General features: G+C 61.1%; 9 protein-coding genes. All 9 read left to right on the top strand.

What is annotated here, in order from left to right:
• Positions 1-14 precede the first annotated feature (14 nt).
• The 9 genes from ACA062_RS19840 to ACA062_RS19800 all read left to right on the top strand — a co-directional run bounded on the left by ACA062_RS19840 (position 15) and on the right by ACA062_RS19800 (position 11,811).
• Positions 15-1,517 (top strand): CoA-acylating methylmalonate-semialdehyde dehydrogenase, encoded by a 1,503-nt coding sequence (locus ACA062_RS19840; RefSeq protein WP_497452619.1) that lies wholly within the window; start codon positions 15-17, stop codon positions 1,515-1,517.
• 25 nt (positions 1,518-1,542) lie between these two features.
• A complete protein-coding gene (locus ACA062_RS19835) occupies positions 1,543-2,364 on the top strand; it encodes a TIM barrel protein (protein WP_497452618.1) in 822 nt (273 codons plus the stop codon).
• Positions 2,365-2,496: 132 nt separating this feature from the next.
• The gene (gene iolD, locus ACA062_RS19830) at positions 2,497-4,428 is read left to right on the top strand and encodes a 3D-(3,5/4)-trihydroxycyclohexane-1,2-dione acylhydrolase (decyclizing) (protein WP_497452617.1); all 1,932 of its coding nucleotides are present in this window, start codon (positions 2,497-2,499) and stop codon (positions 4,426-4,428) included.
• 42 nt (positions 4,429-4,470) lie between these two features.
• Positions 4,471-5,496, top strand: coding sequence for a bifunctional inositol 2-dehydrogenase/D-chiro-inositol 1-dehydrogenase (gene iolG / locus ACA062_RS19825; protein WP_497452616.1), 1,026 nt, complete (start codon positions 4,471-4,473; stop codon positions 5,494-5,496).
• Between the two features lie 133 nt (positions 5,497-5,629).
• The gene (locus tag ACA062_RS19820; protein ID WP_497452615.1) at positions 5,630-6,490 is read left to right on the top strand and encodes a sugar phosphate isomerase/epimerase family protein; all 861 of its coding nucleotides are present in this window, start codon (positions 5,630-5,632) and stop codon (positions 6,488-6,490) included.
• A gap of 135 nt (positions 6,491-6,625) precedes the next feature.
• On the top strand, positions 6,626-7,675 hold the full coding sequence (locus ACA062_RS19815; RefSeq protein WP_497452614.1) for a Gfo/Idh/MocA family protein: 1,050 nt from the start codon (positions 6,626-6,628) through the stop codon (positions 7,673-7,675).
• Positions 7,676-8,044: 369 nt separating this feature from the next.
• A complete protein-coding gene (locus ACA062_RS19810) occupies positions 8,045-8,971 on the top strand; it encodes a sugar ABC transporter substrate-binding protein (protein ID WP_497452613.1) in 927 nt (308 codons plus the stop codon).
• Between the two features lie 70 nt (positions 8,972-9,041).
• Positions 9,042-10,607, top strand: a complete 1,566-nt coding sequence (locus ACA062_RS19805; protein ID WP_497452612.1) for a sugar ABC transporter ATP-binding protein — start codon at positions 9,042-9,044, stop codon at positions 10,605-10,607.
• A 181-nt stretch (positions 10,608-10,788) separates the two neighbouring features.
• On the top strand, positions 10,789-11,811 hold the full coding sequence (locus ACA062_RS19800) for an ABC transporter permease (RefSeq protein WP_497452611.1): 1,023 nt from the start codon (positions 10,789-10,791) through the stop codon (positions 11,809-11,811).
• Positions 11,812-11,908 lie beyond the last annotated feature (97 nt).

Raw genomic sequence — 11,908 nt, 5'->3', positions numbered from 1 at the left:
GGAGAACAATAACGATGAGCGACGCCCCGGTAATCGGCCATTACATTGACGGTCAGGTGCAAGACAACGGCAGTGAACGATTCAGCAATGTCTTCAACCCGGCCACTGGCAGTGTGCAGGCACGCGTCGGGCTGGCCAGCGAGAAGACCGTGGACGAGGCTGTCGCATCGGCACTCAAGGCGTTCCCGGCCTGGTCCGAGCAATCGTCCCTGCGCCGTTCGCGGGTGATGTTCAAGTTCAAGGAACTGCTCGACCGCCATCATGACGAACTGGCAGAAATCATCAGCCGCGAACACGGCAAGGTGTTTTCCGACGCCAAGGGCGAAGTCACCCGCGGCATCGAGATCGTCGAATACGCCTGCGGTGCGCCGAACCTGCTGAAGACCGAGTTCAGCGACAACATCGGCGGTGGCATCGACAACTGGAACCTGCGTCAGCCCTTGGGTGTTTGCGCCGGCGTCACCCCGTTCAATTTTCCGGTGATGGTGCCGCTGTGGATGATCCCGCTCGCGCTGGTCACCGGTAACTGCTTCATCCTCAAGCCGTCCGAGCGCGATCCGTCCGCCAGTTTGCTGATGGCGCGGCTGCTGACTGAAGCCGGTTTGCCGGACGGTGTGTTCAACGTGGTCCAGGGCGACAAGGCGGCGGTCGACGCCTTGCTGCAACACCCGGACATCGAGGCGATTTCCTTTGTCGGTTCGACGCCGATTGCCGAGTACATCCACCAGCAGGCCACCTCCCGCGGCAAGCGCGTGCAGGCGTTGGGCGGGGCGAAGAATCACATGATCGTGATGCCCGATGCCGATCTGGATCAGGCCGCCGATGCGCTGATCGGCGCGGCGTACGGCTCGGCCGGCGAACGCTGCATGGCGATCTCGATTGCGGTGGCGGTGGGCGATGTTGGCGACCAACTGATTGCCAGACTGTTGCCGCGCATTGATCAACTGAAGATCGGCAACGGCATGCAGGACGACAGCGACATGGGGCCCCTGGTGACCGCCGAGCACAAGGCCAAGGTCGAAGGATTTATCGGTGAAGGCGTGGCCCAGGGCGCGCAGCTGATTGTCGACGGTCGTGGGTTCAAGGTGCCGGGGGCCGAGAATGGCTTCTTCGTTGGCGCAACCCTGTTCGATAAGGTCACGACCGAGATGAGCATCTACCAGCAGGAAATCTTCGGTCCGGTGCTGGGCATCGTCCGCGTCCCTGACTTCGCCAGCGCCGTTGCTTTGATCAACGCTCACGAGTTCGGCAACGGTGTGTCCTGCTTCACCAGCGACGGCGGCATCGCCCGAGCCTTCGCTCGCACCATCAAGGTCGGCATGGTCGGTATCAACGTACCGATTCCGGTACCAATGGCCTGGCACTCGTTCGGTGGCTGGAAACGCTCGCTGTTTGGCGACCACCACGCCTACGGCGAAGAAGGTATCCGCTTCTACAGCCGCTACAAAAGCGTGATGCAGCGCTGGCCCGACAGCATCGCCAAGGGCCCTGAATTCAGCATGCCGACAGCCAAATAATTCACTTGTGCGGAGAACAACAATAATGAGCAAACCCCTGCGTTTCGCCCTGAACCGTATGGTCGCCCCACGTTTGTCCCTGCCGGCGTTCATCGAGCTGGCGGTGACCCTCAAGGCCGACGCCATCGAGATCCGTAACGACCTCAAAGGCGTCGAAATCGAAGACGGCACCGCACCCGAGCGCGTGCGCGAGTTGTGCGCGGCCAAAGGCATCAGCGTGCTGTCGATCAATGCGCTGTATCCGTTTGATGTCTGGAACGACGAGCGCCGGGCGCAAGCCTTGAAGCTGGCCGCTTATGCCCGTGATTGCGGCGCACAGGGCTTGGTCATGTGCCCATTGAACGACCGCGCCGACCCACGCAACGAAGCCGAGCGCGCTTCAGGCCTGCGCACCGCATTGAGTCAGCTGGCGCCGATCCTGCGTGATCACGGGATTCTCGGTTTCATCGAGCCACTGGGTTTCGAAGAGTGCTCGCTGCGCCGCAAACGCACGGCGGTGGACGCGATCAAGGCCATCGGCGGGCTGGATGTGTTCCGGCTGGTGCATGACACCTTTCACCATCACCTGGCCAGCGAACATGAGTTTTTCCCCGAACTGACCGGGCTGGTGCACATCTCAGGGGTCGAAGATGCCGAGGCGCCGCTGGCGAGCATCCGCGACGGCCACCGGGTGCTGGTGGGCGAGGGTGACATTCTCGGTAACGCGGCGCAGATCGACACCTTGCTGAGCAGCGGGTACAGCGGCTACCTGTCGTTCGAGCCGTTTGCCGACAGCGTGCATGGGTTGGCGGATATCGAGCAGGCGATTGGCGCAAGCATGGATCACCTGCAAAAAACTCAAGGTTGACGCAAAACCCTGTGGGAGCGGGCTTGCCCGCGATGACGGCAGCACATTCAACATTGATGTGTCAGGAAGATCGCTATCGCGGGCAAGCCCGCTCCCACAGGGATCGGATTGCATTCACAAAAAGGTGCAAGCATGACCACAACAAGACTGACCATGGCCCAGGCCCTGGTGAAATTCCTCGATAACCAGTACATCGAGGTCGACGGGGTCCAGAGCAAATTCGTTGCCGGGATCTTTACCATTTTCGGTCACGGCAATGTGCTCGGCCTGGGGCAAGCCCTGGAACAGGACAGCGGCGACCTGATCGTCCATCAGGGCCGCAACGAGCAAGGCATGGCCCATGCCGCTATCGGTTTCGCCAAGCAAAATCTTCGGCGCAAGATCTACGCGTGTTCCTCATCGGTCGGCCCCGGCGCGGCGAACATGCTGACCGCTGCCGCGACGGCAACGGCCAACCGCATTCCCTTGCTGCTGTTGCCTGGTGACGTCTACGCCTGCCGCCAGCCGGACCCGGTGTTGCAACAGATCGAGCAGTTCCACGACCTGAGCATCAGCACCAACGACGCGTTCAAGGCCGTGAGCAAATACTGGGACCGGATCAACCGTCCCGAGCAGTTGATGAGCGCAGCGATCCACGCCATGCGCGTGCTCACCGACCCCGCCGAAACCGGCGCGGTGACCCTGGCCTTGCCGCAGGACGTGCAAGCCGAGGCCTACGACTACCCGGATTACTTCCTGCAAAAACGCGTGCACCGCATCGAGCGTCGTCCGGCCACTGAAGCGATGCTCGGTGATGCGCTGGCGTTGTTCAAAGGCAAGCGCAAACCGCTGATCATCTGCGGCGGCGGGGTCAAGTACTCCGGGGCCAATGCGGCCTTGCAGGCGTTTGCCGAACGCTTCGATATTCCCTTTGCCGAAACCCAGGCCGGCAAGAGCGCGGTGGTGTCCAGCCATCCGCTGAACGTCGGCGGCATCGGCGAAACTGGCTGCCTGGCCGCGAACCTGCTGGCCAGGGACGCTGATCTGATCATCGGGGTCGGCACCCGCTACAGCGATTTCACCACAGCGTCGAAGTCCTTGTTCCAGCATCCGCAGGTGCAATTTCTCAATCTCAATATCAGCCCCTGCGATGCCCTGAAACTCGACGGCGTGCAGCTGCTGGCAGATGCCAAAACCGGTTTGCAGGCACTGGCCGAAGCACTGGGCGATTACCGCTCGAGCTGGGGCGATCAACCCCGTCAGGCCAAGATTCAATTGGACGAGGAAGTCGACCGCATTTATCAGGTGGAATACCAGTCCAAGGACTTCGTCCCGGAAATCAATGACCACCTGGACCCGGCGGTGCTGCGCGAATTCATCGAACTGACCGGCTCCTGCCTGACCCAGAGCCGTGTGCTCGGCGTGCTCAATGAAACCCTGGCCGACGACGCGGTGATCGTCGCCGCCGCCGGCAGCCTGCCCGGTGACTTGCAGCGCAGCTGGCGCAGCAAGGGCGTGAACACCTACCACGTCGAGTACGGCTATTCCTGCATGGGCTACGAGGTCAACGCCGCTTTGGGTGTGAAGCTCGCCGAACCGCAGCGCGAGGTCTATGCGCTGGTGGGTGATGGTTCCTACATGATGCTGCATTCGGAGCTGGCGACCTCGATCCAGGAGCGGCGCAAGATCAACGTGGTGCTGTTGGACAACATGACCTTCGGCTGCATCAACAACCTGCAGATGGAACACGGCATGGACAGCTTCGGCACCGAGTTCCGATTTCGCAACCCGGAAACCGGCAAGCTCGACGGCGGTTTCGTGCCGGTGGACTTCGCCATGAGCGCGGCGGCTTATGGCTGCAAGACTTACAAGGTGAACACCGTTGAAGAACTGCAAGCGGCGTTGGCGGATGCGCGGTTGCAGACGGTCTCGACGCTGATCGATATCAAGGTTCTGCCCAAGACGATGATTCACAAATACCTGTCCTGGTGGCGGGTCGGTGTGGCGCAAGTTTCCACGAGTGCGCGCACCGATGCGGTGGCCAAGACCCTCAACGAACGACTGGCCAAGGCCCGTCAGTACTGATTGCCCCTGAAACCAACAACACGTCTTCACAGGAGAGTCTTCATGTCTTTGCTTTCTAATTCACTGCGGGTCGGCGTCATCGGCACCGGGGCTATCGGCCAGGACCACATTCGTCGTTGCAGCCAGACCTTGCTCAATAGCCAGGTGGTGGCGGTGACCGATATCAATTTGCAGCAAGCAGCCAAGGTCGTTTCCGATCTGAAACTGACCGCCGAGGTCTATCCCGACGGCCATGCGCTGATCAACGCGCCGGACGTCGAAGCGATCCTCGTCACCTCCTGGGGCCCGAGTCACGAAGAGTTCGTGCTGGCGGCGATTGCGGCGGGTAAACCGGTGTTCTGCGAGAAGCCCCTGGCCGTCACCGCCGAAGGCTGCCGCAAGATAGTCGAAGCCGAAGTGGCCCACGGCAAGCGTCTGGTGCAGGTCGGTTTCATGCGGCCGTACGACGAAGGCTATCGGGCACTCAAAGCGGTGATCGACAGCGGCCAGATCGGCGAACCGCTGATGCTGCACTGCGCGCACCGCAACCCGACCGTGGGTGAGAACTACAAGACCGACATGGCGATCACCGACACGCTGATCCACGAACTGGATGTGCTGCGCTGGTTGCTCGACGATGACTACGTGTGGGTGCAGGTGGTGTTCCCGCGCAAGACCAGCAAAGCCCTGGCGCATTTGAAAGACCCGCAGATCGTCCTGCTGGAAACCGCCAAGGGCACGCGCATCGACGTCGAAGTGTTCGTCAATTGCCAGTACGGCTACGACATCCAGTGCGAAGTGGTGGGGGAGACCGGCATCGCCAAACTGCCGGAGCCGTCGCAGGTGCAATTGCGCAGTGGCGCGAAGCTGTCCAACGCGATTCTGATGGACTGGAAGGACCGCTTCATCGCCGCCTATGACGTCGAGCTGCAGGCCTTTATCGATGGTGTGCGGGCCGGGCAGGTGGGTGGGCCTTCGGCGTGGGATGGCTTCGCGGCGGCAGTGGCGGCAGATGCCTGCATCGAAGCCCAAAACAGCGGCCAGATCGTCAAAGTCGGCCTCCCGGACCGCCCCCACTTCTACGGCTAACCCGATCCCCTGTAGGAGCTGGCTTGCCAGCGAAGGCGGCCTCAAGCCTTGCAGCGCCCATGAAGACGCCTTCGCTGGCAAGCCAGCTCCTACAGGGGACGGTGTCGATCTCTGGTGAAGGAGAACAACAAAAATGCGCATCGCACTAGACCCCTACATGTACCGCACCCTGTCCCTGGGCAAGATGGTCGACAAGGTGGCCGAGCTCGGTTACGAACACATCGAACTCTCGCCCCGTGAAGATTTCCTGCCGTTTTACAAAGCCCCGCGGGTCGACAAGGCGCGGATCAAGGAATTTCGCAAGGCCCTGAGCGACACCGGCGTCAAGCTCTCTTCCTTATTACCGATGTACCACTGGGCCGCTGCCGACGAAGGTCTGCGCGTGGCGGCGGTACGCAACTGGAAGCGCGCCATCCAGATTGCCGTGGAGATGGATTGCGAACTGGTCAACACCGAGTTCACCGGGCAGTCGGACAACCCGCTGGTGTGCGAAAACCAGTTCATGCGCTCCATGGACGAACTGATCCCGGAGTTCGAACGCGAAGGCGTCAAGCTCGATATCCAGGCGCATCCGTATGATTTCTGCGAGCGCAACAATGAGTCGGTGGACATTATTCGCGGGCTGAATCGCGACTGGATCAACTACCTCTACGCCGCGCCGCACACGTTTTTCTACGATGACGGCGTCGGTGATATCGCCTCGATGCTCAAGTACGCAGGCTCCAGGCTGAGCCACCTGATCATCGCCGACACCTACAACCACAAGGCTTCTTCGGGGTTGCGCTACATCGTCAATCCGCCGGGTGTCGTTGCCACTGTGCACCAGCATCTGGACATCGGGCAGGGGGAGGTGAATTGGGATGCGTTCTTCGCCACCTTGCGCGAAATCCAGTTCGATGGCATCGCCACGGTCTCGGTGTTCGCCTGGGAAGACCGGCCGGACGAGTCCAACCGGATGATGCTCGAGCGCGTGACCCGCGAACTCTGCGGTTGACCGGCGTACACAAAACCTGTGGGAGCGAGCTTGCTCGCGATGACGGTGGCACATTCAACATCTATGTGACTGTCAGGCCGCCATCGCGAGCAAGCTCGTTCCCACAGGGTTCGCATTCTATAAGGAGTTTTTTTCATGCGTATCGGACTTGTCGGTTACGGCCATGGCGGCCGGTTTTTTCATGCTCCGTTGATCAGCAGTTTGCCGGCGGCGACGTTCGTCGGGGTGGTTACCCGCTCACCGGAGCGCCGACAGTTGCTGGCGGCCGAGCATCCGGGCGTGCCGGCCTTCGACAGCATCGGCCAACTGGTGGAAGCCGGGATCGATGTGCTGGTGGTGTCGACGCCGCTCAAGGGGCGTCCGGCGCTGGTGCTCGACGGTATCGAACACGGCGTGGCGGTGGTCAGCGACAAGCCGTTCGCCGCCGATGCGCAGCAGGCGCAAACCCTGATCACCATGGCCGAGCGCCAGGGCGTGCGGCTCAGCGTCTATCAGAACCGGCGCTGGGACTCGGACTTCCTCACCGTGCGCAAACTCATCGAGTCCGGCGCGCTGGGGCAGGTCAGCCGTTTCGAATCGCGGATCGAACGATACTCGCCGCAGTCGGTGAACAACGGCAGCGGCGGCGGTTTCCTGCGCGATCTGGGCAGCCATCTGGTGGATCAGGCGCTGCTGTTATTCGGCCCGGTGCAGCGGGTCTATGCCGAACTCGATTATCTGGAACCGGACCAGGCCTTCGACGATGGCTTCTTTATGGCCCTGACCCACGCCAGTGGCGTGACCTCGCACCTGGGCGGCAGTTGCCGGCAAAACACGCCGGGGCCGCGCTTTCGGGTGACCGGCACCCAGGGGTGCTACAGCGTCGACGGTCTGGACGGGCAGGAGGCATCGTCGCTCGCCGGGCTCACACCCAGGTCCGAAGGCGAACGCTGGGGCGTGGAAGAGCATCGCCGCTGGGGCTGGTTCGAGCAGGGCGAGGTGCGCGAGCGGGTGCCCTCCGAGCGAGGCTGCTGGAATCAGTTCTATTTACAGCTGCAAACCGCGTTACAGAGCGGTGGCCCACTGCCCGTGGACGCCCGTGATGCACTGGCGACGACCCGCGTGCTAGACGCCGCGCGCCTGAGTGCCGAACGCCAGCAAGTGGTGGCATTGAGCCCGTTCGAGCGCCATGGAATAAAATCATAGAAAAATTCTAAAATGAGTTGATATGGAAATTAATTTCCAATAAAGTCATTTCCAGGTTGCCGACTATCAACGTCCGATCTCGCTCAAGCAGGCCTTGAACGGTGAGGGACGCACCAAAAACAAGAAACAAAAGCCAGGTACCGTCGATGAAAACCTTCAACGCTGCACTGCATGTCCTACGTTCCGCACGACACCTCTCTCGCGACCTGCCTCGCGTCTTGTTTCATTCCTTCTTTCGCTTGCTTTGCGTCGAACGCAACGGCGCCCTGGTCTGCTGTATTCCTGGTGCACCCATTGTCCGCTTGCCCGTTCACTGAGTTCGTCACGCCTTATCCATAAAACCAACAAGAATGTGGAGAAAGACTTTTCATGAAGACCAGGATCCGTTTCGCCTCACTTGCCCTGTCCCTGATGTTCGCCAGCGGTGCTGCGCTCGCCGATATGAAGATCGGCGTCAGCATGTCGCAGTTCGATGACACCTGGCTGACCTACCTGCGCGAATCCATGGACCAGAAAGCCAAGTCCTATCCCGACGGCGTCCAGCTGCAGTTCGAAGATGCCCGCAGCGACGTGGTCAAGCAACTGAGCCAGGTGGAAAGCTTCATCAGCCAGAAGGTCGATGCCATCGTGGTCAACCCGGTGGATACCGCCGCCACCCGCAAAATCACTGAAGCCGCCGTCAAGGCCGGCATCCCGCTGGTCTACGTCAACCGCCGTCCCGATGACCTGAACCTGCCCAAAGGCGTGGTGACCGTCTCCTCCAATGATAGGGAAGCCGGTGAAATGCAGATGCAGTACCTGGCCGACAAGATGGGCGGCAAGGGCGACATCGTGATTCTGCTGGGCGACCTCGCGAACAACTCCACCACCAACCGCACCAAGGTCGTCAAAGAGGTGCTGGCCAAATACCCGCAGATCAAGATCGAGCAAGAGCAGACCGGTATCTGGCTGCGGGATAAAGGCATGACCCTGGTCAACGACTGGCTGACCCAGGGCCGCAAGTTCGACGCGATTGTCTCCAACAACGACGAGATGGCCATTGGTGCCGCGATGGCCCTGCAACAGGCCGGTGTGGACAAGGGCAGCGTGCTGATCGCCGGTGTCGACGGGACGCCCGACGGTTTGAATGCGGTGAAGAAGGGCTCCCTGGCCGTCTCGGTGTTCCAGGACGCCAAAGGCCAGGCAGACGGTTCGATCGACACCGCGGTGAAAATGGCCAGGAACGAACCGGTTGAACAAGCCGTGTGGGTTCCCTATCGCCTGATCACGCCGCAAAACGTTGACCAGTTCAAATAGTCCGTCCGTTCAATAACAACAATAAGCACGCAAGGTGGCTACTGCGACCTTGCTGATGGAGTACCTGATCATGTTCGCTTCAGCGACCGCTTCGAGCCCCCCGATGGTGGGTGTCCAGCCAACTGCAATACCTGTCGATGAGCCGTACCTGCTGGAGATCATCAACGTCAGCAAGGGTTTTCCCGGTGTGGTGGCCCTGTCCGATGTGCAGCTTCGGGTCCGCCCCGGTTCCGTGCTGGCGCTGATGGGCGAAAATGGCGCCGGCAAATCCACCCTGATGAAAATCATCGCCGGCATCTACCAGCCGGATGCCGGCGAACTGCGCCTGCGGGGCAAACCGGTGGTGTTCGAAACGCCACTGGCGGCGCTGCAGGCCGGGATCGCGATGATCCACCAGGAACTCAACCTGATGCCGCACATGAGCATCGCCGAGAACATCTGGATCGGCCGTGAACAGCTCAATGGCCTGCACATGATCGACCACCGCGAGATGCACCGCTGCACGGCGAAGCTGCTGGAACGCCTGCGCATCAACCTCGACCCGCAAGAACAGGTCGGCAACCTGAGCATCGCCGAACGGCAGATGGTCGAGATTGCCAAGGCAGTGTCCTACGATTCGGACATCCTGATCATGGACGAACCGACCTCGGCCATTACCGACAAGGAAGTCGCCCACCTGTTTTCGATCATTGCCGACCTCAAGCGCCAGGGCAAAGGCATCATCTACATCACCCACAAGATGAACGAAGTGTTCAGCATCGCCGATGAAGTGGCGGTGTTCCGTGACGGCGCCTACATCGGCCTGCAGCGGGCCGACAGCATGGACGGCGACAGCCTGATTTCGATGATGGTCGGGCGCGAACTGAGCCAGCTGTTCCCGGTGCGCGAGACGCCGATCGGCGATCTGTTGCTGTCGGTACGCGACCTGAAGCTCGACGGCATTTTCAAGGACGTGTCCTTCGACCTGCATGTCGGCGAGATTCTCGGCATCGCCGGGTTGATGGGCTCGGGGCGGACCAATGTCGCCGAGGCGCTCTTCGGCATCACCCCGAGCGACGGTGGCGAGATTCGCCTGGATGGCGAGATGGTGCGCATTACCGATCCGCACATGGCCATCGAGAAGGGCTTCGCGCTGTTGACCGAGGATCGCAAGCTCAGCGGCCTGTTCCCGTGCCTGTCGGTCCTGGAAAACATGGAAATGGCAGTGCTGCCGCACTACGCCGGCCACGGGTTCATCCAGCAAAAAGCCCTGCGCGCCTTGTGCGAAGACATGTGCAAGAAGCTGCGGGTGAAAACCCCGTCGCTCGAGCAGTGCATCGACACGCTGTCCGGCGGTAATCAGCAGAAGGCCTTGCTGGCGCGCTGGCTGATGACCAACCCGCGAATCCTGATTCTCGACGAGCCGACCCGCGGCATCGATGTCGGCGCCAAGGCCGAGATCTACCGGCTGATTTCCTACCTGGCCAGCGAAGGCATGGCGGTGATCATGATTTCCTCGGAGCTGCCGGAAGTGCTCGGCATGAGCGATCGGGTGATGGTCATGCACGAGGGCGACCTGATGGGCACCCTCGACCGCAGCGAAGCGACCCAGGAACGGGTGATGCAACTGGCCTCGGGCATGTCCCAATGCCATTGAGTCAACGTAAACACAGTTTAAGCAAGGGTGAACCGAGTCTCTGTGGCGAGGGAGCTTGCTCCCGCGGGGACGCGAAGCGGCCCCAAAAGAATGGGACTGCTGCGCAGTCCAACGGGAGCAAGCTCCCTCGCCACAAGCAAGCTCTCTCGCCACACGGATTTCATTTTAAGGGTGATGGGTTATGAACGCGATACTGGAAAACAAGCCAGCAACGGTACCGGTCAAGAGTCGCCGGCGCTTTCCGACCGAACTGAGTATCTTCCTGGTGCTGATCGGCATCGGCCTGGTGTTCGAAGTGTTCGGCTGGATCGTGCGCGACCAGAGCTTCCTGATGAACTCCCAGCGCCTGGTGCTGATGATCCTGCAAGTGTCGATCATCGGCCTGCTGGCCATCGGCGTCACTCAGGTCATCATTACCACGGGGATCGACCTGTCCTCCGGCTCGGTGCTGGCGCTGTCGGCGATGATCGCCGCCAGCCTGGCCCAGACCTCCGACTTTGCCCGAGCGGTGTTCCCCTCGCTGACCGACTTGCCGGTGTGGATTCCGGTGATCGCGGGGCTTGGAGTGGGGTTGCTGGCGGGGGCGATCAACGGCAGCATCATTGCCATCACCGGCATTCCACCGTTCATTGCCACCCTCGGCATGATGGTCTCGGCGCGCGGACTGGCGCGTTACTACACCGAAGGCCAGCCGGTGAGCATGCTCTCGGACTCCTACACCGCCATCGGCCACGGCGCGATGCCGGTGGTGATTTTCCTGGTGGTCGCGTTGATCTTTCACATCGCGTTGCGTTACACCAAGTACGGCAAGTACACCTACGCCATCGGCGGCAACATGCAGGCGGCGCGCACCTCGGGGATCAACGTCAAGCGCCATCTGGTGATCGTCTACAGCATCGCCGGGCTGCTTGCCGGCCTGGCAGGGGTGGTGGCTTCGGCACGCGCCGCGACCGGGCAGGCCGGGATGGGCATGTCGTATGAGCTGGACGCGATTGCCGCGGCAGTGATCGGCGGCACCAGCCTGGCCGGCGGCGTGGGGCGCATCACCGGCACCGTGATCGGCGCATTGATACTCGGGGTGATGGCCAGCGGCTTTACCTTTGTCGGGGTTGATGCGTATATTCAGGACATCATCAAGGGATTGATCATTGTGGTTGCGGTGGTGATCGACCAATACCGCAACAAGCGTAAACTCAAGCGCTGAAACCGCAGCAAACTGCAAAATGCGCCACGCCTGACCCGCGTGGCGCAGCCGTTTGTCTTCTCTGTAAAGCCGCTCGATGGAATTTCTTGCTATAAAC

The sequence above is a fragment of the Pseudomonas sp. LBUM1679 genome (assembly GCF_059695565.1).
Note: the sequence above shows the minus strand (reverse complement) of the source record. Positions and strands in the feature narration are given on the sequence as shown.

Excerpts from the sequence above, each read along its gene's own strand:
- ACA062_RS19810 (WP_497452613.1), top strand. The coding sequence starts at position 8,045 with ATGAAGACCAGGATCCGTTTCGCCTCACTTGCCCTGTCCCTGATGTTC.
- ACA062_RS19820 (WP_497452615.1), top strand. The coding sequence starts at position 5,630 with ATGCGCATCGCACTAGACCCCTACATGTACCGCACCCTGTCCCTGGGC.
- ACA062_RS19800 (WP_497452611.1), top strand. The coding sequence starts at position 10,789 with ATGAACGCGATACTGGAAAACAAGCCAGCAACGGTACCGGTCAAGAGT.
- ACA062_RS19835 (WP_497452618.1), top strand. The coding sequence starts at position 1,543 with ATGAGCAAACCCCTGCGTTTCGCCCTGAACCGTATGGTCGCCCCACGT.
- iolG (WP_497452616.1), top strand. The coding sequence starts at position 4,471 with ATGTCTTTGCTTTCTAATTCACTGCGGGTCGGCGTCATCGGCACCGGG.
- ACA062_RS19815 (WP_497452614.1), top strand. The coding sequence starts at position 6,626 with ATGCGTATCGGACTTGTCGGTTACGGCCATGGCGGCCGGTTTTTTCAT.
- iolD (WP_497452617.1), top strand. The coding sequence starts at position 2,497 with ATGACCACAACAAGACTGACCATGGCCCAGGCCCTGGTGAAATTCCTC.
- ACA062_RS19840 (WP_497452619.1), top strand. The coding sequence starts at position 15 with ATGAGCGACGCCCCGGTAATCGGCCATTACATTGACGGTCAGGTGCAA.
- ACA062_RS19805 (WP_497452612.1), top strand. The coding sequence starts at position 9,042 with ATGTTCGCTTCAGCGACCGCTTCGAGCCCCCCGATGGTGGGTGTCCAG.